The sequence below is a fragment of the Amycolatopsis sp. NPDC043885 genome (assembly GCF_056435685.1).
The window spans coordinates 1,125,735-1,147,708 of sequence record NZ_JBWKEA010000001.1; the positions used below are offsets into that span (position 1 = coordinate 1,125,735).

At 68.7% G+C, this 21,974-nt stretch carries 23 protein-coding genes; 11 read left to right on the top strand and 12 right to left on the bottom strand.

The genetic code is table 11. The annotated features are described in order from the left end of the window. The first annotated feature begins 14 nt into the window (after positions 1-14). Positions 15-773, top strand: a complete 759-nt coding sequence (locus AC069I_RS05675) for an SDR family NAD(P)-dependent oxidoreductase (RefSeq protein WP_478264912.1) — start codon at positions 15-17, stop codon at positions 771-773. A gap of 69 nt (positions 774-842) precedes the next feature. Here AC069I_RS05675 and AC069I_RS05680 read toward each other — a convergent pair whose 3' ends face one another. From AC069I_RS05680 to AC069I_RS05690, 3 genes are all read right to left on the bottom strand, one after another. Beyond that, positions 843-1,418: a class I SAM-dependent methyltransferase gene (locus AC069I_RS05680; protein WP_478224437.1), complete on the bottom strand. Its 576-nt coding sequence runs from the start codon at positions 1,416-1,418 to the stop codon at positions 843-845. Positions 1,419-1,538: 120 nt separating this feature from the next. Then, positions 1,539-2,144, bottom strand: a complete 606-nt coding sequence (locus tag AC069I_RS05685) for a PadR family transcriptional regulator (RefSeq protein ID WP_478223846.1) — start codon at positions 2,142-2,144, stop codon at positions 1,539-1,541. Between the two features lie 81 nt (positions 2,145-2,225). Continuing rightward, the gene (locus tag AC069I_RS05690) at positions 2,226-3,872 is read right to left on the bottom strand and encodes a TM0106 family RecB-like putative nuclease (protein WP_478264913.1); all 1,647 of its coding nucleotides are present in this window, start codon (positions 3,870-3,872) and stop codon (positions 2,226-2,228) included. A 90-nt stretch (positions 3,873-3,962) separates the two neighbouring features. Here AC069I_RS05690 and AC069I_RS05695 point away from each other — a divergent pair, with 90 nt between their 5' ends. Further along, positions 3,963-4,427, top strand: coding sequence for a DUF6474 family protein (locus AC069I_RS05695; protein WP_125679227.1), 465 nt, complete (start codon positions 3,963-3,965; stop codon positions 4,425-4,427). A gap of 53 nt (positions 4,428-4,480) precedes the next feature. Here AC069I_RS05695 and AC069I_RS05700 read toward each other — a convergent pair whose 3' ends face one another. From AC069I_RS05700 to AC069I_RS05715, 4 genes are read right to left on the bottom strand one after another with little or no spacing between them, the layout of a single operon-like run. After that, complete coding sequence (locus tag AC069I_RS05700; protein ID WP_478223848.1) at positions 4,481-5,440, bottom strand: glycine betaine ABC transporter substrate-binding protein; 960 nt, start codon at positions 5,438-5,440, stop codon at positions 4,481-4,483. A gap of 1 nt (position 5,441) precedes the next feature. Further along, positions 5,442-6,221 carry an ABC transporter permease gene (locus AC069I_RS05705; protein WP_478264914.1) on the bottom strand — a complete coding sequence of 260 codons (780 nt, stop codon included), beginning with the start codon at positions 6,219-6,221 and terminating at the stop codon, positions 5,442-5,444. Beyond that, the gene (locus AC069I_RS05710; RefSeq protein WP_478223850.1) at positions 6,218-7,402 is read right to left on the bottom strand and encodes an ABC transporter ATP-binding protein; all 1,185 of its coding nucleotides are present in this window, start codon (positions 7,400-7,402) and stop codon (positions 6,218-6,220) included. The genes AC069I_RS05705 and AC069I_RS05710 overlap by 4 nt, the downstream gene beginning before the upstream one ends. Next, complete coding sequence (locus AC069I_RS05715) at positions 7,389-8,036, bottom strand: ABC transporter permease (protein ID WP_340686010.1); 648 nt, start codon at positions 8,034-8,036, stop codon at positions 7,389-7,391. The genes AC069I_RS05710 and AC069I_RS05715 overlap by 14 nt, the downstream gene beginning before the upstream one ends. A 302-nt stretch (positions 8,037-8,338) precedes the next feature. On the opposite strand from AC069I_RS05715, the gene AC069I_RS05720 reads away from it, so the two are divergent. The 4 genes from AC069I_RS05720 (at position 8,339) to AC069I_RS05735 (ending at position 11,262) form a co-directional block, all read left to right on the top strand. Continuing rightward, on the top strand, positions 8,339-8,827 hold the full coding sequence (locus AC069I_RS05720; protein WP_478265159.1) for a hypothetical protein: 489 nt from the start codon (positions 8,339-8,341) through the stop codon (positions 8,825-8,827). 69 nt (positions 8,828-8,896) lie between these two features. Continuing rightward, a complete protein-coding gene (locus AC069I_RS05725) occupies positions 8,897-9,673 on the top strand; it encodes a YcnI family copper-binding membrane protein (RefSeq protein ID WP_478264915.1) in 777 nt (258 codons plus the stop codon). Further along, on the top strand, positions 9,674-10,234 hold the full coding sequence (locus AC069I_RS05730) for a copper resistance CopC family protein (protein WP_478231117.1): 561 nt from the start codon (positions 9,674-9,676) through the stop codon (positions 10,232-10,234). It begins immediately after the preceding gene. After that, positions 10,231-11,262 carry a copper resistance D family protein gene (locus AC069I_RS05735; protein ID WP_478264916.1) on the top strand — a complete coding sequence of 344 codons (1,032 nt, stop codon included), beginning with the start codon at positions 10,231-10,233 and terminating at the stop codon, positions 11,260-11,262. Before AC069I_RS05730 ends, AC069I_RS05735 begins: the two co-directional genes overlap by 4 nt. Before the next feature lie 327 nt (positions 11,263-11,589). Here AC069I_RS05735 and AC069I_RS05740 read toward each other — a convergent pair whose 3' ends face one another. Continuing rightward, entirely contained in the window at positions 11,590-11,754 is a 165-nt protein-coding gene (locus AC069I_RS05740) for a dihydrofolate reductase family protein (RefSeq protein WP_478265160.1), read from the bottom strand. Between the two features lie 215 nt (positions 11,755-11,969). On the opposite strand from AC069I_RS05740, the gene AC069I_RS05745 reads away from it, so the two are divergent. Further along, positions 11,970-12,107, top strand: a complete 138-nt coding sequence (locus AC069I_RS05745; RefSeq protein WP_478264917.1) for a hypothetical protein — start codon at positions 11,970-11,972, stop codon at positions 12,105-12,107. A gap of 293 nt (positions 12,108-12,400) precedes the next feature. Then, complete coding sequence (locus AC069I_RS05750; protein WP_478264918.1) at positions 12,401-14,410, top strand: tetratricopeptide repeat protein; 2,010 nt, start codon at positions 12,401-12,403, stop codon at positions 14,408-14,410. A gap of 212 nt (positions 14,411-14,622) precedes the next feature. On the opposite strand, the gene AC069I_RS05755 is transcribed toward AC069I_RS05750, so the two are convergent. After that, complete coding sequence (locus tag AC069I_RS05755) at positions 14,623-15,561, bottom strand: phosphotransferase (RefSeq protein ID WP_478231113.1); 939 nt, start codon at positions 15,559-15,561, stop codon at positions 14,623-14,625. Continuing rightward, a complete protein-coding gene (locus AC069I_RS05760; RefSeq protein ID WP_478223856.1) occupies positions 15,521-16,933 on the bottom strand; it encodes a helix-turn-helix domain-containing protein in 1,413 nt (470 codons plus the stop codon). The genes AC069I_RS05755 and AC069I_RS05760 overlap by 41 nt, the downstream gene beginning before the upstream one ends. A gap of 319 nt (positions 16,934-17,252) precedes the next feature. Here AC069I_RS05760 and AC069I_RS05765 point away from each other — a divergent pair, with 319 nt between their 5' ends. Further along, a complete protein-coding gene (locus AC069I_RS05765) occupies positions 17,253-17,612 on the top strand; it encodes a hypothetical protein (protein ID WP_478224439.1) in 360 nt (119 codons plus the stop codon). Between the two features lie 13 nt (positions 17,613-17,625). Beyond that, positions 17,626-18,048 (top strand): hypothetical protein, encoded by a 423-nt coding sequence (locus tag AC069I_RS05770; protein WP_478223857.1) that lies wholly within the window; start codon positions 17,626-17,628, stop codon positions 18,046-18,048. A 353-nt stretch (positions 18,049-18,401) separates the two neighbouring features. Here AC069I_RS05770 and AC069I_RS05775 read toward each other — a convergent pair whose 3' ends face one another. Both AC069I_RS05775 and AC069I_RS05780 read right to left on the bottom strand, forming a co-directional pair. Further along, complete coding sequence (locus tag AC069I_RS05775) at positions 18,402-19,658, bottom strand: MFS transporter (protein ID WP_478264919.1); 1,257 nt, start codon at positions 19,656-19,658, stop codon at positions 18,402-18,404. Beyond that, positions 19,651-20,973, bottom strand: a complete 1,323-nt coding sequence (locus AC069I_RS05780; protein WP_478223859.1) for a GH1 family beta-glucosidase — start codon at positions 20,971-20,973, stop codon at positions 19,651-19,653. Before AC069I_RS05780 ends, AC069I_RS05775 begins: the two co-directional genes overlap by 8 nt. A 126-nt stretch (positions 20,974-21,099) precedes the next feature. Here AC069I_RS05780 and AC069I_RS05785 point away from each other — a divergent pair, with 126 nt between their 5' ends. Then, positions 21,100-21,744, top strand: a complete 645-nt coding sequence (locus AC069I_RS05785) for a TetR family transcriptional regulator (RefSeq protein ID WP_478223860.1) — start codon at positions 21,100-21,102, stop codon at positions 21,742-21,744. The last annotated feature ends 230 nt before the right edge of the window (positions 21,745-21,974 follow it).

Genomic DNA, 21,974 nt, shown 5'->3' on the forward strand with positions numbered 1-21,974 from the left:
ACGAAAGGGAGAACATGCAGATCACCGATACCGCGGCGCTCGTCACGGGTGGCGCGTCCGGGCTCGGCGGCGCGACCGCGAAGGCGCTCGCCGCGAAGGGCGCGCGGGTCTTCGCGCTGGACCTCGCCGGTGCCATCGCGAACGCCGAGCAGGTCGAGAACGTCACCTACGTCGAGGCCGATGTCACCGACCCGGAGCAGGTGCGGGCGGCGGTCGCGACCGCCACCGAGTCCGGGGTGCCGCTGCGGACCGTGGTGAACTGCGCCGGGATCGGGCCGTCCGCGCGAATCCTTTCGAAGAAGGGCCCGCACGACCTCGCCCTGTACGCGAAGGTCGTCCAGATCAACCTGGTCGGCTCCTTCAACGTGCTGACGCTGGCCGCCGAGGCCATCGCCAAGACCGAGCCGCTGGCCGACAACGCGCGCGGCGTCATCATCAACACCGCGTCGGTCGCCGCCTTCGACGGCCAGATCGGGCAGGTCGCGTACTCGTCGTCCAAGGGCGGCATCGTCGGGATGACCCTGCCCGCCGCGCGCGACCTCGCGTCGCACGGCATCCGCGTGCTGACCATCGCGCCGGGCATCGTCGACACCCCGATGCTGGCGACGGTGAGCGAGGAGTTCCGCGCTTCGCTGGCCGAGGGCGTTCCGTTCCCGAAGCGGCTCGCGCGGCCGGACGAGTACGCGCAGCTCGCGCTGTCGCTGATCGACCACGACTACCTGAACGGCGAGGTCATCCGGATGGACGGCTCGCTGCGCATGGCCCCTCGCTGAGCCTGCCCCGCGTGAGAGGAAAGGTCCTTTCCTTGCGAAATTTGCAAGGAAAGGACCTTTCATAGCGCGTCAGGGGCGGGTGAGGCGGACGTCCAAGCCGATCCCGGCCGTGGTGACCTCGCACGTCCGGAACGCGGTTTCGGCGACCAGCCCGCTGAAATCGACAGGCGTGTAAGCGCGCCGCCGCAGTTGGCCGAGTGTCTGACGGGTCGCCAGAGCGGCCAGTTTGCCGAGCTTCATGCTCGCGACCTCACGCACGATGTCGCCGTCGGTCGCGTCCCGGTTCATGTCCTGCACCACCGCCGTGCCGCCTGGGCGCAGCACGCGGTACATCTCGTCGAGCGACTTCACCGGCCACACGAAGTTCTTGAACGCGGCCTGGCAGACGACGAAGTCGAACGTCTCGTCGTCGAACGGCATCGCCGCGACGTCACCCTCGCGGAACGAAACCTCGACGCCTTCGGCCCGCGCGTACTCGCCCGCGATCTCCACGAACGTCGGCGCGACGTCCAGTCCGGTGACGGAAAACCCGAGCCGCGCCAGCTCGACGGCGAAGTAGCCGGGGCCGAAGGCGACCTCAAGGATCTTCGCGCCTTCCGGCAGGCCGGCCGTGAGTTCGCGGGCCTGTTTCCGCCAGAGTTCGATCTGCGGTTCGGTGCCGCGCTGCCGGGCGTAGTTCCGCGAAGTGCCGTCTCGTGGCCGGGTTCCGGTTGCGGGATCGTCGCCCCGGCGGGGTGCTGCAACACCTCGCCGGGGTTCTTTCGGCTAGCCGGTGCTCCCCCTTTCGGCCGACAGGGCCCGCCATTCGGCGAGACCGGGCATCGAGCCGGAAGTCAGTTCCCCGAGGATCGAGCGGACCCATTCGGCTTCCGCCACTCGGATCGCCAGGTGGTATTCGAGTTCGAGCAGCACCAGCCGCGGGATCTCCTCCAGCAGCCGCGCCAGTTCGGCCCGGGTCGAGGCGATGTCTTCGTCCAGTGCGGCCAGCCGGGTGCGGAACAGGGCGATCACCTCGTCCGGCCCGAGCCAGCCCAGCACCGACAGCCCGGCGACGAACTTGGGCTCCTCCGGCGCGAGTCCGGCCAGCAGTTCGCGCAGCCAGTCGAGCATTTCGTCACGGCCGGCGTCGGTGATCCGGTACACCGTGCGCTCGGGGCGGGCACCGTCGCGACCGCTCTCGGCGGCCTCGATGAAGCCGTGTTTCCGCAGGTTGCCGACGACCGTGTAGAACGAGCCCCATTTGATCCCCATGTCGCGGTCCTTGCCGCGGCTCTTCAGGATCGAGGCCATTTCGTACGGATGCATCGGCCGCTCGTTCAGCGTGGACAGGATCGCCAGCGCCAGCAGATTCCCGACCTTCCGCCGCTTCAACACGCCTCCTCGTTGACGAGTACTCGTCTACGAGTATCCGCAGGGACGCGCGTGCTCGCAAGTTTCCCGGCGACCGGGTGCTCAGAGGTCGTTCATGTACGGCACGGACGTCTGCGCGTGGTCGGTCATCCAGTTCCGCAGCGCGTGCGTCGCCAGGACGTCGTCCTCGTTGTAGCGCAGCAGGCGCTCCCGCTGGGCGGCGTCCGAAAGTCCGCCGTCCATGCCGACGGCGTCGCGGTACCACCTCATCGACGCCTCGCCGCCCGCTTCCGGGTCGCGCCAGGCGAATCCCGCGACCGGCGCGATCACCTTGAGCCCCTTGCCCTGCGAGCAGAGGAACTGGTCGGTGACGCTGCGAAAGAGATCGATCCACTCCTCGGAGTCCACAAAGGACGCGATCTCCGCCTTCTTCGGAACGCCGGGGTACTCGCCGAACCGGTCGGCGGAGCCGAAAAGCCAGCGGTTCTCGGCGAGCGCGTTGTAGCAGTAGGCACGGAAGGTCAGGCCCGCGGCGAGCGTGCGCTCGCGGACTTCGGTGAACCAGGCCCAGAACTCGGCGAACGACCGGGCCTCGTCCGCGGTCGGCAGCGGCTCCCACGTCGCGAACGCGCGATAGCCCTGCTCCATCCCGATGTCGGCGCCCGTCAGCAGCGAACCCCACAGGTACGCGCCGGAATCGCCGAAGCTCTCCATGTCGACGTCGACCTCGACGTCACCGCGCGGGACCTCGACGCGGTCGACCTTGCGCACCATCGTGAGATCGGCGAGCCAGGCGCGCGCGAGGATGATCGCGTCGGCGAACGTGCCGCCGGTCCAGTTCATCGGCGGCGGTTCGTCGGCCGGATCGAGCGCGGCCAGCTTGTCCACTGTGGACACCCCGGCGCGGCGGAGCTCCATCGCGTCCTCGCCGCGGACGACCAGGCTGACGTCACGGGTTTCGGTGAGCACGACCTCGCACGTCGGCCACCACGGGCAGCGCCGGCATTCGAGGACGCGGGACGGCTCGGCGAGCGGCTCCTCGCCCTCGGCGGCGGCGCTCGCGATGGCGAGCCTGTCGACGAAGCGGCTCTGGTACTCCGTCAGCGCGCTTCGGCCGCCCGGCCAGGTGGCCGCGGACAGGTCGTGCCAGACGACGACGTCCGCGTCGAGCCCGATGACGCCGCCGACGGCGCGGTGCCCTTCGTGCTTTCCGAGCGCTTCGAGCATCCGGTAGAGGTGCGCGAGCCGCATCTGGTCCCGCGGCTGCGAGCGGACCTTTCGCGCCGGATCGGGCAGCCGGTTCGCCGGATCGAGGTCGGTCATCACCGTGGTCGGCGCGCCCGCGCCGCGATCGGTGACGCGGTGCCGCACGACCAGCACCGGCACGTATCCGTCACCGGTGTGGACCAGGAGTTCGGAGCCACCACGCCGATGACCGGCGCGATCCACCGGGAGCAGCGCGCCCCAGACGTAGCGGGCTTCGGCGGCGAAGGCCTCTTCGGTGAGCTGCACGCGCTCGGCGGCCGGGAGGTCCCGGGGGATCTTGACCCAGGTCGCGTCGGGTCCCGTCGCCTCCATGAGGCGCCGCACGATCGCCTCGCGATGCGCTGACGCGTCGGCGATCCGCTGCTGCGCGGCGGGGTCGGGCGGGGCGAGCGGGACCTCGCGCATCGCCGGATCGTGTTCCAGGTGCACGCGACGCCGGCAGCGGCTCACCGCTCCCGCGTCCAGTAGCACCTCGTTACTCACAGGCAACACTCTAGAAGGCGTCCGGCAAGCCGACATGCCCGCCACATCGGGGACCAGTAAGTTCGTCTGTGACACAGCGTGGGAGGTGCCATGGCGCGCAAGGCCAAAGCCGTCGAGGGCGAAGGCAGGTTTACCCCGAAGAAGGCGAAGAACGCCGTCGCGGTGGCCAAAGTGCTCGGACCGGCCGTACTGCCGGTGATCGCGCCGTACGCCGTTCGAGCGGCGGGTGCCGCGCGAGAGCTATACGACCGTTATCAAGCGAAGAAGCTCGGCGTCGCCGTCGACCAGCTCGGCGAGTACAGCGGACGCGGTGCCGCGCTGCACGCGCGGATCGCGGGGCTGACGCAGGGGCTCGCGGAGCTGAAGAGGTCGGCGAAGGCGACCGACGCCGACGCGGCCTTCGCGAAGGACACCCAGGGGACGCTGGAGCAGCTTTCGGCGACCGTTCGCGCTTCGGAGCGGATGCCCGCCGCGCGGCGGAAGGCGGCGCATCGGGCCGTGGCCGGGGAGCTGGACCAGCTGGAGGGAAAGCTGCTGCACCGGCTGGGGATCTGAGCTGCCTCGTGAGTGGCTAGGACGGTTAGAACCGTCCTAGCCACTCACGAGGCCTAAGAGATGAACCCCTTCTTCTTCATCCACTCGTAGGCGACCTCGCCCTGGTCACGACCGTCGACGTCGACCTGCTTGCACAGCTCGATCATCTGCTCGTTGTCGAGGGCCGCGGCGACGGCTTCGAGCGGTCCCCGCAGTTCCGGGTGCTGCTTCAGGAATTCCGTCCGCAGCGTCGGCACGGCGTTGTACTGCGGGAACGCCTTCTTGTCGTCTTCGAGGACGCGAAGGTTGAGCCCGGCGATCCGGCCGTCGGTCGTGAAGATCTCGCCGATCGGGCAGGTCCCGCTCGCCACGGCCGAGTAGATCGTGCCGATGCCGAAGTTCTTGATCACCGGGTTCTGGAACCCGTACGCCCGCACGGCGGCGGGGAAACCGTCCTGGCGGCTGGTGAATTCGGTCTCCAGGCAGAACACGTTCTGATCGGGCTTCCGCTTCAGGAACTCCGCCAGGTCCGACGTCGTCTTCAGATTGTTCGCCGCTCCGTAGGCCTCGGTGACCGCGAAGGCGTACTGGTCGTTGAGCGGCGAATAGTTCAGCCAGGTGACGCCGAACTTCGCCTCGTCCGCCGCCTTCGTGGCTTCGTACTGGGCTTGTTCCCCGCCGGGGACGGGGAGTTCGTTGCCCTGGTAGTTGATCCAGCCGGTGCCGGTGTACTCCCACGTGACGTCGGTCTGGCCGGCGAGCAGCGCCTGCCGCGACGAGTTCGAGCCCTTGATGTCGGTCAGGTCGACGACGTCCGCGCCCGCCGCGGAAAGCGCCATCTCGGCCATGTAGCCCAGGATGATGTTCTCGGTGAAGTCCTTCGAGCCCACCGTCACCTTGACGCCCTTGAGCGACTCGATGGGCTGGATCGAACCGGGTTCGATCTTGTACGGCAGCGCGGTGTTGACCTCCAGCCCGCACGCGGAAAGCGTGCCGCACAACAGGACCGCACCGAAGATCGCCTTGAGTCGCATGTCAGCGCAGTCCCTTCGGTCCGAAGAACTGTTCCGCCACCGCGCCGAGCCAGTCGACCAGCAGCGCCAGCGCGACGGCGAGCACCGAGCCGGTGATCAGCACCTTCGTCAGGTTGAGCTTGTAACCGGTGTCGATCAGCAGGCCGAAACCACCGGCGTTCACGAACATGCCGAAGGTCGCCGTGCCGACGGCCAGCACCAGCGAGGTCCGCAGACCGGCCAGGATCAGCGGGATGGCCAGCGGGAACTCCACCCGCCACAGCACGCCGGACGCCGACATGCCGATGCCACGGCCGGCGTCGATCAGCGACGGCTCCACCTGTTGCAGGCCGACCATCGTGTTCCGCAGCACCGGAAGCAGCGAATAGAACGCCAGCGGCAGCGCCGCCACCCACAGCCCGCCGGTGGCGCCGGTGACGATGAACCACAGCACCAGCACACCGAGCGCGGGCGCGGCCTGGCCGATGTTCGCGACCGCCAGGAATACCGGCGCCGCCCATTTCGCCCACGGCCGCGTGACGAGCACGCCGAGCGGCACCGCCACGGCGACCACGATCGCGGTGACCACGACGGTCATCGCCAGGTGGTCGCGCAGCGCGGCCAGCAGCCCGGCGGCGTTGAGCGTTTCCTTCTCCGTCGCGGTGAGGTCACTGGCGAAGACCCAGATCAGCACCGCGGCGACGATCAGCAGGACCGCGGCGGGCTGGGCGAACAGCCGGACCCGTTCGGCGCCTCTCGACGAGGACTCGGTGGAGAAGCCGGTATCGACGGTGGCCGTCATGCGGTCACACCTTCCGCCGGGCTGTCGTCGGAGTGCTCCTCGCGCAGCTGCTGGATCGTCGCGATGACGGTGTCGAGTTCGATCGTCCCGGCGTACTCGCCGCGCGCGCCGGTCACCGGGACGCTGCCACCCTCGGCGAGCATGGCTTCGAGCGCGTCCTGCAGGGTCGACTGGAGGCTGACGTAGTCGCGCAGCGGTTTGCCCGCGGTCGACAGCGACGTCGCCTTGGTCAGCTCGCGGACGTGCACCCACCGCATCGGACGGCGGCGCTGGTCGAGCACCAGCACGAAATGCTTGCGCTGCTGAGTCAGCTTCTCGCGGACCGAGGACGGCGACTCGCTCACCGTCGCCGTCAGCGCGTCCTGCTTCAGCTCGACGTCACGGACCCGCAGCAGCGTCAGCTGCTTCAGCGAGGCGCCGGCACCGACGAAGCCGGCGACGGTGTCGTCGGCCGGGTTCGCGAGGATCGCGTCCGGGGTGTCGTACTGGAGGATCTTCGACTGGTTGCCGAGCACCGCGATCTTGTCGCCGAGCTTCACGGCCTCGTCGAAGTCGTGGGTGACGAAGACGATCGTCTTCTTCAGGTCGGTCTGGAGCCGCAGCAGTTCGTCCTGCAGGTTGCCGCGGGTGATCGGGTCGACCGCGCCGAACGGCTCGTCCATCAGCAGCACCGGCGGATCCGCCGCGAGCGCCCGCGCGACGCCGACGCGCTGCTGCTGTCCACCGGACAGCTGACGCGGGAACCGGTCACGGAAATCGGCCGGGTCCAGCCCGACCAGGTCCATCATCTCCTCGACCCGGTCGTTGACCTTCTTCTTGTCCCAGCCGAGCAACCCCGGCACCACGGCGATGTTCTGCGCGACGGTGAAATGCGGGAACAGCCCGGCCTGCTGGATCGCGTAGCCGATGCGACGGCGCAGGGTGTCGACGTCGAGCTTCAGCGCGTCGTCGCCGCCGATGGTGATCCGGCCCGACGTCGGCTCGATCAGCCGGTTGATCATCCGCATGGTCGTGGTCTTGCCGCAGCCGGACGGGCCGACGAAGACCACGATCTTGCCGGCGGGCACCACCATCGAGAAGTCGTCGACCGCGGGCTCACGGGTGCCGGGGTAGCGCTTCGTGACGTTCTCCAGCTCGATTTCGACGCCGGATACGGTTTCAGGAGACTCAGCCACGGACACCCCTAGAGACGGTCAAACGGTTGATCAGGACGTAAACGGCGTCGAGGACCAGTGCGAGGACGACCACCCCGAGCGTCCCGGTCAGTGCCTGGTTGAGGGAGTTCGTGCTCCCCGCGTTGGTGAGGCCGGAGAAGACCTCCGAGCCGAGGCCCGGCCCCTTCGCGTAGGCCGCGATGACCGCGATGCCCATGAGCATCTGCGTCGCGACCCGCATACCGGCGAGGATCGCGGGCCAGGCGAGCCGCAGCTCCACCTTGGTCAGCACGCCGAAGCGGCTCATGCCGATCCCGCGTGCCGCGTCGCTGACCGCCGGATCCACGCCGCTCAGCCCGACGATCGTGTTCCGCACGATCGGCAGCAGCGCGTAGAGCACGAGGGCGATGACTGTGGTGTTCGCGCCGAGACCGAACACGGGGATGAGCAGGCCCAGGAGGGCGAAGGAGGGGACGGTGAGGATCGTGCTCGCCAGCGCCGTGGCCACGGCCGACCCGATCGGGCTGCGGTAGACGGCGACGCCGATCACCACGCCGAGGACGGCGGCCAGGATCGTGCACTGCACGACCGCGCTGACATGGAGGAGCCCTTGGAGGGCGAGTCTGTCCCACCGATCCGAGATGTACTCGAAGAGGTTCATCGCGTGCTGGTTCTCCCGCCGCCTCTGGGTGAGACTCCTCACCCATTCGGAGTAGCTGTATCGGGAGCCTGACTACCCAAAAGCCGCGCGGTCAAACCCCTGTTTACCGCCTTTTATCCCGTCAACCTTCCCCATTCGGCCTAAATGGGCAAACGCACGCGCCGGTCCGGCGGTGTCTTTCCCACTGCTCACCAGCCGGGAGGAGATCGACCACTCGGACGTACGTCGAATACCCTTCACCCGTGAGTAAAGGCAGCCATCACCGAAGCGCGTTACGCGCTGTGCGTGGCGGCTTGCTCGGCGTGAGTTCCGCGGCGCTGGCCGTGACCGCGCACATGATCGGGGACGGCGATCTCCCCGATACGGCGATGACGTTGTTGCTCACCGTGCTGATCGGCTGGAACGCCGCCGCGCTCGCCGAGAAGGCGCGCGGGCCGCTGGCCACCATCGTCGACCTCGGCGCCGGTCAGGTCGTGATGCACCTCGTGCTCAGCTCGTTGAGCAGCCACGAACCGCACGGCGAACCCGCACCCTTTTCGGGCGGCCTCGCGATGACCGTCGCGCACGTCGTCGCCACGCTGATCACCGCGTTGCTGCTGGCCAAGGCCGACGGACTGCTGCTCGGCGTCCTCGCCTGCCTGCGCGCGCTGGTCCCCTTCATCCTCAACACGCTCCCGGTGCCCGCCGCGGTGGCGTCCCCGGTGCTCGCCCGTCCGGCCGGGCCCGGCCACCTCGTCCGCGTGGACCTCCGCCGCGTCCACGGCAGGCGCGGCCCACCCCTGTTCTCCTGAACCCCAGCTCATCCCCCGTAATCGGCGCGGTCCCCGAACCCGCCGTCTCATTCACGTTCAGGAGTTCTCGTGTCCAAGCACGTCTTCAAGCGCGCCGGTTTCCTGGCCGCCACCGTCGGGATCACCGGCCTGCTCTCGGCCGGGATCGCCTCGGCCCACGTCACCGCCAACGTCTACGGCCCCCAGCCGTCGAAGGGCGGCTACGGATCGATCTTCTTCCGCGTCCCCAACGAGGAGAAGGACGCCGGGACGGTCAAGGTCGAGATCACCCTCAAGCCCGAGTACGCGCTCAGCTCCGTGCGCGCCAAGCCGCTCCCCGGCTGGAAGGCCGAGGTCGTCAAGTCCAAGCTGCCCGCCCCGGTGACCACCGACTCCGGCACGCAGATCACCGAGGCCGTCACCAAGGTCTCCTGGACCGCGGAGCCCGGCACCAAGATCGCCGCCGGATCGACCGAGTTCCAGGAGTTCCAGATCAGCGCGGGTAAGTTCCCGACCAACGTCGACGCGATCGAGTTCCCCGCCACCCAGACCTACGAGAACGGCAAGGTCGTCAAGTGGAACCAGCCGACCCCGGCCTCCGGTGAGGAGCCCGAGCACCCCGCGCCGACGGTGAAGCTCGCCGAGAAGAGCGCTGACGGACACGGTGGCGGCCACGGCACCGACACCAAGGCCACGTCCGAGGAGTCGCACGCCGCGTCGTCCTCTTCCGACAACACCGCCCGCTGGCTCGGCGGCGCCGGACTGGTCGTCGGCGCGCTCGGCCTCGGCGTCGGCGCCGGTGCCACCCTGCGCGCCCGCCGCGCCACCGCCGCTTCCGGCACCAGCAACACCGAGGGAACCAAGTAAATGCGTAAAGCGATCGTCGCGCTGGCGATCACCGGGGTGGCGTGGCTCGCCACCGCCACCCCGGCCCTGGCGCACAACGTCCTGATCTCCTCGGACCCGGCGAAGGGCGCTTCGATCGCCGCCGGGCCCGCGAAGATCACGCTCACGTTCGACCAGTACGTCCAGAACGCGAACGTCAACCAGATCGCGGTCATCGGACCGGGCGGCGGCCAGTGGGCCGAAGGCCAGGTCGAGGTCCGCGACAGCGTCGTGACCGTGCCGCTGCGGCCGCTCGGCCCGGCGGGCGAGTACAAGATCGGCTACCGGATCCTGTCCGCGGACGGGCACGCCGTGACCGGCGAGGTGCCGTTCACGCTCACCGCCGCGGGCACCGGGACCCCGGCGAGCGCCGACGCGGCGCGCAGCAACGCGGGCCAGGCCGAGACGGCCCCGGCGACCGGCGGCGAAGGCTCGTCCGGGGTGCCGATCTGGGTGTGGATCGCGGGCGCCGTCGTGCTGCTCGCCGTCGGACTGACCGTCGCGCTGCGCACCGGCGCGGACAAGGAGAAGAGCGGCTCATGACCCAGGCCGAGACCACCTCGCGTGCCCGCGTCGCCGTCCTGTTCTGCGTGGTGACGGCGGGTATCGTCGGCGCCCTGATCGGTGTCGCGCTGACGGCCACCGCCCCGGTCCCCGGGGTCGCGCAGGTCAGCGAGGTGGTCTCGGTCTCGATCCCGATCGTGCGGGTGCTGCTGGACATCTCGGCGGTCGCCACGATCGGGCTGGCGCTGCTTTCGGTGCTGGTCGGCTACGACCGGCCGAAGCTCTCCGAGCCGATCATGCGGATCGCGCGGCCCGCGAGTGTCGCGGCCGCGCTGGTCTGGGCGACCACCGCGCTCGTCGCGCTGATCCTGCAGACCGCCGAGTACCGCCCGGGTTCCAGCACGCTGTCGATGTCGGACGTCGGCAGCTACATCGCCGACGTCGGCGCCGGGAAGGCGCTGCTGATCGTGGCGGTGCTGGCCCTGCTGCACGCGGGACTCGGCGTCCTCGCCCTGAAACACGGCGAGAAGGTGCCCGCCGAGGTCCGCGTCGGGCTCGGCCTGTTCGCGCTGCTGCCGCTGCCGGTCACCGGGCACGCGTCGAACTGGAACTACCACGACTACACGATGATCTCGATGGAACTGCACGTGATGAGCGCCGTCGCCTGGACCGGCGGGCTCGGCGCGATGGCGGTGCTGCTCGTCGGGAACCGGACCCTGCTGGCGCACGCCCTGCCGCGGTTCTCCAAACTCGCGACGCTGTGCCTGATCCTCGGCGCGGCGACCGGGCTGTTCAACGGGTTGATCGAGATCTCGCTCAACCCGTCGCTCGGCTTCTGGGAAGGCGTCTTCACCACGCCGTACGGGCAGCTGGTGCTGCTGAAGCTGTTGTGCACCGGCGTGATCGCGGGCCTCGGCGCGTACACGCGCTGGAAGCTGATGCCCCAGATCGTCCGGCACAACCGGACGGCGCTGGCCGCGTGGGCGACGCTCGAACTGACCGTGATGGGGCTCGCGTTCGGCTTCGCCGTCGTCCTCACGCGAGCCCCTGTCGTGCCGACCACCTAGTTCGCCTGTGGTTCGCCACGACCCTCAACTGTCCACAAAGGACACCAAGTCTGCCCCGCGCGCCCGATATGAGTGCTTTGCCCAGGAGTCGTGAGTGGCGATGATCGTTCTAACCCTCTTTGCCACTCACGACCCCGAAGCCGAACTGTACATATCAGAATAAATCGGGCATTCAAGCGGCGCGGGATGTCCCTTGTGGACTCTCTGAGCAGGCCGGACCACCGGCCGGTCCGAAACCACGCCACCCAGGACACCTCATCCCCTAGTGAAGCCGGCCGACACAGCCTGCACGACCGGGGTCCGATCACGCCGTATTCGCCTCACCCCTCAGTTCTCGAACGCGGTGGCCTCGATCGGCTTCAGCTCCCGCCGGTCCTGGAAGACACGCGTCCCCTTGCCGCGAGTCACCGGGCAGACCATCAGCCGGATCTCGTCGACGAGTCCCGCGTCCAGCAGCGACCTCATGAGGGTCGAGCTTCCCCACAGCCACAGGTCCTTGCCGCGCTGTTCCTTGAGCTCGCGGACGGTGGCGGCGGGGTCGCGCGTTACGGTCGCGGCGGGGAAACCGCCCCAAGGGGGCGTCGTCCAGCTTGGACGACGCGACGAACTTGGTGAGGTTGTTGAGCTTCTCGCCGTACTCGCCCTGCTCTTGGGCGTGCGGCCAGTAGTCCTTGGACATCGCGTAGGTGTTCGCTCCCAGGATCATCGTGTCGACCGAATCGACGAGCCCCATCACGCTCGCCTTGAACGCCGGCTCGGTCTTCTCGGAGAAGGGCTCGCCCGACACGAAGCTCAGGCCGCCGTCCTCCTCCGCGGCGATGTTGTCGACGGTGACCCACTGCTGAACGATGAGCTTGCGCATGTCCGTCCCTCCGGTTCGCGCGGCCACTCCGGCCGCGTCCGCCCCGGGGACGAAGCCGCCGGACCGATCTCGACATCACCCGCGCGACTTTTCGCGAGCTGTTACACGCCTTGCTCCATCCGGCCGCATTTGACCGATTTCGCTGTTCTCGTCGGACCTACGCCGGGATGCTCTACGCGTTCGCTGGGTTAACCCGAAGAGGGGATGTAGATGGGCGGCCCGTTGCCGGGTGAAAGTGAAGTCAGCACGCCACAGGTACCGCGCCAGCGATCGGCGGTGAAACTCACCAGGCAGGTGAGTTCGGGGCCGCGTCAGCTCCCGCCCGCGCCCGCGCATTTCACCAACCGCACGGCCGAGCTCGCGCTGCTCGAAGAACTCCTGTCCCAGGACGACACCGACGGGCCGGCGGTGCACCTGATCAGCGGCCAGGGCGGGATCGGGAAGACGGCGCTGGCCACCGCGTGGGCCCGGCACCTCGGCGACCGGTTCCCGGACGGGCACCTCTGGGCGGATCTCGGCGGCTTCAGCGCCAACGGCCCGCTCTCCGCGAGCGAAGCGCTCGGCCGGTTCCTCCGCGCTTTGGGTGTTCCGCCGGAAGGGCTGCCCGCGGACGTCGAGGAGCTCTCCGCCCTCTACCGCACGACGACCGCCGAACGACCGTTGCTCGTGCTGCTCGACAACGCGGGTTCGACCGAACAGGTGCTGCCGCTGCTGCCCGCCGGCGGCGAAAGCCTCGTGATCGTGACGTCGAGGCGCCGTCTGGGCAGGCTCCAGACCGAACATCGCGCGCGTCTGGTCGAGCTGGCCCCCTTCGGTTCCGCGCACAGCGCCGAACTGCTGGGCCGCGCGGTCGGCGCGGAGCGGGTCGGCGCCGAAGCCGCGCAGGCGCGGGCCATCGCCGACCTGTGCGGCGGCCTGCCGATCGCCCTCACCACGGTCAGCGCCAAGCTCGCGGGGCGGCCGAAGATGTCGCTGGAGAAGATCGCCACCGAGCTGGGAAAGGAATATCGTCGACTGGCCACGCTCTCGACGAAAGAGGCGCAATCGGTGGAAGCCAGCTTCAACCTCTCCTACGACGAACTCCCCTCGGACGCGGCCGCGCTGTACGCGGCGCTCGGCCTGCATCCCGGACCCGACTTCGGCGTCGGCGTGGCCGCGGCGTCGATCGCCGTCCGCGAGGAGGTCGCCGAAGACCTGCTGGACCAGCTCGTCGACGTCGGCCTGCTGATCGACCGCGGCGACGACCGGTACACCTTCCACGACCTCGCGCGGCTGCACGCCAAGGAGAAGACGGCGGGCAACGAGTACGACCGCGACATCGCGGTGCGCCGCATACTCGAGTGGTACCTGCACACTGCGTCCAAGACCACCGCGATGACGGTCCCCGACCAGGACCCGATCCCGTACCGGTACGAATACCGGCCGCCGACGCCGGTCTCGTTCGAGTCCGCCGACGAGGAACTCGCCTGGCTCGAACGGGAACGCGAGAACCTCATCGCCGCCGTCGAGACCGCCGAAACGTGGCAGCTGCCGGAACTCGGCTGGCAGCTCGCCGCCGCGATGTGGCCGCTCTTCCTGCTGCGCAAGCACTATCCGGACTTCCTCAAGGTGAGCCAGGCAGGCGTGCGGTGCGCGCGGGCGTGGGGCAACGCCTCCGCCGAGGCCCTGATGCACAACCGCAGTGGAGCCGCCTGCCGCGGCACCGGCCGGTACGACGAAGCCGTCGCGCATTACGAGGCGGGCCGCGAAGCCGCGCGGAAGGCCGGGAACGAGGTCGTCGAGATCCGGTCGGTGGAAGGGCTCGGCCTGGTCGCGCTGGCGCAGGGCAGGCTCGAAGACGCGGTGCGGTGGTTCACCGAAGACCACCGGCTGAGCGAACGCCAGAACCGGACGCACGACGTCGGGCTCGCGCTGATCAACCTCGGTTCGACCCAGCTCAAGGCCGGTCGGCCGGATCCCGCGATCGAGCATCTCACCCGCGCTCGCGAGGCACTGGCCGCCGACCCCTACAACGTGGCCCGCGCCCGGACCGACCTCGGCCGCGCCCTCACCGCGGCCGGGGATCTCGCCGCCGCGCGGACCGAACTCGAAGCGTCGCTCGCCACCATGGAGGCCAGCGGGTCGCGGTTCGAGGTCGCCAGGGCGCTGTCCGCCTTCGGCGAGGTCGCCGAGGCGGAAGGGAACCCCGAGGAGGCGAGGCGGTTCTACGACCGGGCGTTGCCCATCCTCGTCGGCCTCGGCCGCCCGGAGGCTGACGCTCTGCGCACGCGACTGGAGCAGCTCTGACCCGGTGGCCCCAATCGGTACCCGGCGACCGGGTGAGCTCGCCGCGCCGAATGACGCAGCGTAGTTGCAAGTTGCACATTCGGGGGAGCATTGGGTCCGGAGAAGTGATTAGCCGGGGCGAATTCGTCACCGATTGATCGGCGAATTCGGACAAGCGACGAACGGTCATTCGTCGTCGGCGAATGCACGTGCAGACGCCTTTCCCGGGTGAGTCACCGATACCGGTTCCAGCGTGCCCCGGTGCGCCCGTTCCGGAGATCGTTCAACCGTTTCCGCAGTTCATCCCGCACGCTGGGATGACTGCGGAGAATCGGGAGAACACTCGTCGTGAGCTTGAGTTCGCGGATGGCGCGCAGTACCGAGAAGCCGGACCAAGTGGTCACGTCGAATCCGTATCGCTGCGCGAACACGCGATAGCGGGCGGGTGGATCACCGAACCGTTCACGGCCGACGGCGAGCGGCGTCAGATCCCATTCCGGCGGCCCGACACAGGACGAATCGAAATCGCACAGCACCGGCCCGTCCGGCCCCGGGATCACGTTCCCGGTGTGCGCGTCCCCGTGGACGAGGCCTCGGGGCAGGGGGAAGTCGAGGTTCGCGAGCGCGGCTTCGAGCTCGGCACAGCGTTCGAGCAGGAACCGCCGGTCGCCGTCGTCCAGTTCCTCCGCGTCCGAAACCCGGGCACGGACCGCGGCGACCGGCGCCCATTCGGCGAGCCCCTCCGGCGGTTCGAGCGCGTGGACCCGGCGCAGGAGCGCGGCGAGGTCGGCCGCCTTCGCCTTCCGGCCTGTCCCCGGCACCTTCCACCAGACCGTCACGAGATGTCCGCCGACCGGCAGTGGCTGGTCGAGGCCGGGAACGAGGCGGATGGCGGGCACGTCGTGCCGTTCGAAGTGCCGCGCGACCCGCACGACTGTGCCGACGCGATGCCGCAGCCGGGTGGAGCCGACGATCCGGACGACGAACGGCGCGCTCGCCAGCTCGTAGACGGCGTTGTTGGTGAACCTCAGCAGGCGGGCGCCTTCGGGGTCCACACCCAGCAGATCGCACGTCCGCCCGAGGGCGTCGCGCAGGATGGCGGGCGTGAACCGGCCGCCCGGGCCGATCGGCTCAGGCGGCGTAGAACGAGTTGAGGCGGTCGGCGAGGTCACGGGCGTCGGCGTTGTTCCGGCGGCGTTCCGCCTCGACCTGCAGAGGTCGCATCCGGTCCTTCACCCGCTCCGATTTGATGCCCTCGGCGCAGTCGATGGCCTTCGAACCCACCTTCGCACCGTGGTCGAGGTCGCCTTCGAGCAGGTGGTTCGTCGCCAAGGCGCTGAGCATGAACGTCTTGCTGCGGGCCATGTCGTCGGTGTAGGCCTCGACGGCCTTGGTCAGTGCCGGGATCGCGTACTTGGTGTGCTCGGCGTTCTTCTCGGCGAGCACGGTGTGCACGGTGCCGATCATGGCGTAGACGTCGGTCTCGGTGAAGAACTTGACCCAGGACTCGGCCTCGGCCAGATCGGCGCGGGCGAACTCGTCCTTGCTCCGGCCGAGCAGCTTCGTGGCCTGCTCCTCGTTGCCCATCATCGCGTAGGCCCACGCCTCGTTGGCGCAGAGCACGGCGACCGCCAGCTCGGAGCCCGATTCCTGGGCGGCGATCTGGCCGAGCTGGAACAGTTTCAGCGCGTCGTTGGGAGCGTCGTTGTGCAGGTAGACCCGGCCCATCCGGTACAGCACGTTGGCCACCAGCGGGTGACTGTCGCCTTGTTTGGCCAGGTCCAGCGCGTTCGCGAAATGGCCGCGCGCGGAATCCATGAGCCCGGTGTCGAAGGAGGTCCACCCGGCCAGGCTGTGCAGGTCGGCGAGGGCGACGTACAGCCTGCTCTTGACCATCTCGGTGCCGGTGGACTCGAGCATCTGCTGTCCCCAGGACAGCTGGGCGACCACGGCGTCACGGCAGAAACCGCCGCCGTACTGGTAGTCGAGGGACCGGAGCGCTCTGGTGGCGGCTTCCACCTGGCGGACGTCGGTCATGCCGATCCGCCCGGGGGCGGGCGTCTTGGCGGGCCCCGCCGACCACGTACCCGATTCCGGACCGAACACCGCCGCACCCATCGTGACCTGGGCGGCGTGCGCGAGGAACCTCCGTCGCTTCACGGACTCGTCCTCCTCCGCCTGCTTGCCGTCGGCAGCACCGACGACCTTTATCGCTGTCGCCTCGTCATAGGCGAGACCCATGTATCCCCTGGGGACACCAAGGCCGTCAGCGATGCGGGTGAGCACGTCGTACGCCATCACCTGGCGACCCTTGAGGATCTCGGACACCTCGGACTGCGACTGGCCGGTCATCGCGGCGATCTGACGCTGCGACACACCGTGCTTGCGCAACAACCGGTACACGGAGGAGATCTCCCGTGTGGCCAGTGCGGCTCGCATCTCCGGCTGCTCCCAGGCATCCGGCGGCACGGGGTGACTCTGGCGGCTCGAACCGCTTACAGCGTCCGAGCCGGCGACAGCGCCGCCACCGATACTGGCGTCCATTGCGCCCCCTCACAGTTCCGTTGGGGTCGAGAAACAGCGTAGGCACACCTATTCAACCGTGCGAAACACCGGATCGCCCGTCGTGATCGGCCCGGCAGAAGTCGTTTGACCGCTTACCGTGAAACCTCGTCCGGTCACCGCTATGACGGCGGTTCGACCTTCTATCGCACTCGGTTTCACATCACTGTAGTTGTCAGATCTCCGTGACCGACCGGCCACCGGCAGCCATCACGGAGAGCTACCAAGTCTCCGAACCCCCGCAAGGGTGCGGACACGCGGATACGAAGACGACGTGGAACGAGAGAGCGGAGAAGAGCCAGTGGAGTTCGTGGACTCGATCGCAACAGGCTCCATCACCGCGGGACGGCCCGGTATGGCCACGCGCCACCTGCGTGCGGCCGGCCCCGTCGGTCAGCAGACGGTCGCCAACCGTCCGGTCTCCCCTTCCGCCCCGGTCGACCCTCGTACCGCGAGTGTGCGCCGTTACGAAGGCGGACAGCTGGTCTGGCGGGTGCAGTGCGGCGATCTCATCAGCCGTGAACGCGCCGTCACCGTGTTCGTCGAAGACAACCAGGTGGTTCTCGTCTCGCCGCCAGGAGAGACCGCGCGCCTGACGTCCGGCCAGCTCGGCCAGCTCAGGGCAGCGCTCAACGAAGCCGCCAAGATGGCGGAAAGGTAACGGTGAGTTCTCCGTGGATCAGGTCCTAGGGCAAGTTCTCCGCAACGCCGTTTGGGAACGCCTCGACATGCTCTCCGATCTCGCGACCAGGGCCGACGCGCAGTCGCTCGTCTCGGTCGCCCGCTCGGAGCTCCCCCGCCTGACCGAAGGCTGGCGTGCGATGCTCCAGGCGCACGAGCCCGACGAGCGCGGGGACTGCCCCACCTGCTCGACCCGCTGGCACAAGTGCAAGGCCCCCTGCTCGGTATGGCAGGTCGCGCACGAGCACCTGGTCGCCGGTGGCCTCGCCCCCCAGCAGACCGCGGCCACCCAGGACCACCGGCGCGAAAGCCGCCGCCGTGTCCCGGGGCAGAGCAGGGTCAGCGCGGCTGAAACGACCGGCAGGCACGCGCTGGTCAACCCGCGTCGTGCCGCCATCGGCGGCGTGCACGCTTAGAAGAATGCCGCAGCCTGACTCATCTTGAGAAAACACAGCTTGAAGCCGGGCGAGTGAACGGCGGTCCGAGCGCCCCCTCGGCAACCACGCCACGATCTCGCCTCCGCCGGCAGTGGTTCGCGCGTACCCCCGAACGCGACGAGCCGCTCTCGGTAATCACTCCGGTCCCCACCGCGATTAATCGAAAATTATCGGCAGAACACCTAGCGAAGGCAGTAATCGGCCGCTAGGTTGATGATCACAAACGCAGCGCGATACCTGCCCCGGAGCGCGCTGTCATCCCCCGAACCCCGCGGGCCGGTGCCGTTGCACTCCCCTCCCCCGACCGGCACCGGTCCGCGGTCTCCAACGTTCTAGCGGACGCCCTTCACCCGCGTGACCAGCACCGCGGCGATGACCGTGGACAGCGCCGAAGCCGCGAAGAGACTCGAGTATCCGCCCAGGTAGGCCAGGATCGGCGCGGTCAGCATCGGCGCGACCACCTGCGGCAGCGAGTTCGCGATGTTGATGACCCCGAGATCCTTCGCCCGGTCCTGCGCGGCGGGCAGCACCTGGGTGAGCATCGCCAGCGCGACGGCCATGTACGCGCCGAAACCGACACCCAGCAACGGTGACGCCGCGAGCGCGGCCGTCCAGTTCTGCCAGACGACGAGCAGCGACCCCGCGACCGCCATCACCGCCGAGGCCGCGAGGACGTACGGCTTGCGCCGTCCCGACTTGTCGGAGAAATGCCCGGCGACGAGCGCGCCGACGACGAGCGCGGCACCGTAGAGACCCATCATGATCAACAGGCCGGTGTCCGGATCCTCGTAGTGCACCGCGTCCTTGAGGAAGAACAGCAGGTACAGCGTCCCGAACGCGTTGCCGAGGTTGATCATGAAGTGGCAGGCCCACGCCCAGGCGAAGTCCGGATGCCCGCGCGGGGAGATCCACAGGTTCGCCAGCACGTCCCGGGTCCGGACGGACGGGCGGAACGCGACCGGCAGCCGCGCGTCCGGCGTGCGCAGGACGAACGCCGCCGCGCCCGCCAGCACGATGGCCGCGCACACCGCGTATCCCAGCGGGAGACCGGCGAGGTCGAGCATCACCACGACCACCACCGCGCCGAGCACGGTCCCGAGCATCTGCGCGATGCCGACGAGCCCGCCGACCTGCGCACGCTGGGGCACGGGCACGCGGTCCGCGATGGCCGAGACCAGCATCGCGAGCATCCCGTTCAGCCCAGCCTGGACCAGGCACCAGCCGAGCACCATGACCGCGACGTTCGGCGCGAACGCGAGGACGAGCAGACCGGCCGCGGCGACCGCCGCACCGGCCGCCGTCCACGGATGACGGCGGCCGCGGGCGGAGCAGGTGCGGTCCGACAGCAGGCCGATGGCCGGGTTGGCGATCAGCGCGACGACCGCGCCGATTCCGGTGACCAGGCTGAACACCGCTTCTTTGTTGGCGGCGTCCAGAAGCTCGGCCTGCTTCGGCAGGAGGACCTGGATGGGCGCGTAAACGCCGAGCCAGAGCGCGATGTTCGCGAAGAACAGCAGGCTCATCCAGCCCGCGCGGACCCTGGTGACCGGTTCCGCGAGCGCCTCGGGCAGCTCCCGGACCTCACTCATGGCGGATCAGATCCCGGTACCAGCCGAAGGAGTCCTTCGGCGTGCGCTTCTGCGTCTCGTAGTCGATGTGCACCAGCCCGAAGCGCGGCTGGTAGCCCTTCGACCATTCGAAGTTGTCCATCAGCGACCAGACGAAGTACCCGCGGATGTCGACACCGGCGTCCATCGCCTCGCGCACCGCGACGAGGTGGCTGTCGAGGAAGTCGATGCGCTCCTGGTCGTGGACGTGCCCGTCTTCGGCGACGACGTCGTCGAAACTGCACCCGTTTTCGGTGATGTAGACGGGCGGGAGGTGCTCGCGGTAGCGGTCGTGGAAGCCGACGAGAAGATCGCGCAGCCCATGCGGGACGATCGGGGAATCGTTGGTGGTCATGGGATATCCCTCGATCGCGCGAAGCTCGAAGGGAAGAGGGTTGCCTTCGCCGGGCGCGGCGACGCCCTGCGGCTCGTAGTAGTTCACCCCGTAGAAGTCGAGCGGCTGTGCGATGGTGGGCAGATCATCGGCGAAGCCCGCTGGGAGATGTTCGACGACTTGTTCGGGATATCGGCCGAGGAGCACCGGATCCGCGTATGTGCGATTGATGAGGGCGTCGATCCATTCGCCCGCGGCCTTGTCCTCCGGCGAATCGGAGGCGGGCCAGATCGGCGAATGATTGTTGGCCGTGCCGACGCTGCGGGCACCGGCGGCGCGGAGCGCCTGGACGGCGAGACCGTGCGCGAGATTCTGGTAGTGCGCGGTGGGCAAGGCGTCGAGCAGGAGCGTCTTGCCGGGGGCGTACTCGCCGATCGCGTAACCGAAGATCGACATGACCATGGGCTCGTTGAGCGGGATCCACATTTTCACCCGATCGGAGAACCGTTCGCCCACGATGGCGGCGTACTCCCCGAAGCGTTCGGCGGTATCACGGGAAAGCCAGCCGCCCTTGTCCTCGAGCGCCTGCGGGAGGTCCCAGTGGAACAGCGTCCCGGTCGGCGCGATGCCGGCGGCACAGACTTCGTCGAGCAATTTGTCATAGAAGGCAAGGCCTTCGGCGTGGGGCTTGCCTTCGCCGCCGGGCTGGATCCTGGGCCAGGCGAAGGACATCCGGTAGGCGCCGACGCCGAGTTCGGCCATCAGCGCGATGTCCTCGGAGTAGCGGTGGAAGTGATCGGCGGCTACTTTGGCGTGCTCAGCCCGCGCGATCTTTCCCTCCGTTTCGGTGAAAGTGTCCCAAATGGACTGCCCTCGGCCGCCTTCCCCGGTCGCCCCCTCGATCTGGAAGGCGGAGGTCGAAACACCCCACAGGAATTCGGACGGGAAGGTCGGATTCTCCACCGGCGGCACACCTTTCCTCTTCAGACTCGGCCGAACATGAAAAGTTCTCAGATACTATGCCTTCACTCGACCGGGGGGAACCCTGTCGGCACGATAAAGTCGCAGATCAGCAAAGGAGGAGCCCGAGTGTCCGACATCCAGGCCGCGAAACCGCAAGCGGAGACCACTCCGCTCCGGCGGCAGCCCGTCCAGCAGCGCAGCGCCAAGCGGGTGGAGCAGATGCTCGACGCCAGCGCCCAGCTGATCGACGAACTCGGTTACGACGCGTTGACGACCACGCTGATCGCGAAGCGCGCCGGCGTGGCCGTCGGTTCGCTGTACCAGTTCTTCCCCGACAAGCGGGCCGTGGTGCAGGCGCTGACGCAGCGGAACCTCGAACGGTTCGTCGCCTCGGTGTCGGAAACCCTGAACGAGCTCGCGCCCGAACACTGGTGGGACGTCGTGGATTCGATCCTCGACATCTATCTCGCGATGCACCGCGAGGTTCCCGGCTTCTCGAAGGTCCACTTCGGTGACGTCGTGGACCGGCAGCTCCTCGACGAGACCCGCGACAACAACGCCGTCATCGTCGACGCGCTCACCGACGTGCTTTCGGCGCGGATCCAGTCGCCGCCGGACGACATCCGGTTCGCGCTGACGATCGCGAACGAGACGGCCGACGCCTTGCTGAAGCTGGCCTTCCGGCGGGACCCGCGAGGGGAAGAGCGGATCGTGGCGGAGGCGAAGTCCGTGGTGAAGGGGTACCTGGCGAGCAAGTTCGGCGAGTCCTGAGGGTTACTTCCGCTGGGGCTCGCTGCTGGGCTTCGCCGGGGGTTCAGCCCGGCCCGGCTCCGTCCATTATGGACTCCCGGTGAACGTCCTGAAGGCCCCCTTTGAGACGTTGAGCGTCCCAAAGGAGGCCTTCAGGACACCAGTGGATCCCCGTTGCTCCATTCGTGTCCACCGATGCCTGGACCCCACGTCCCATCAGTCACACGACTCCCAGCAACCACGCGCACACG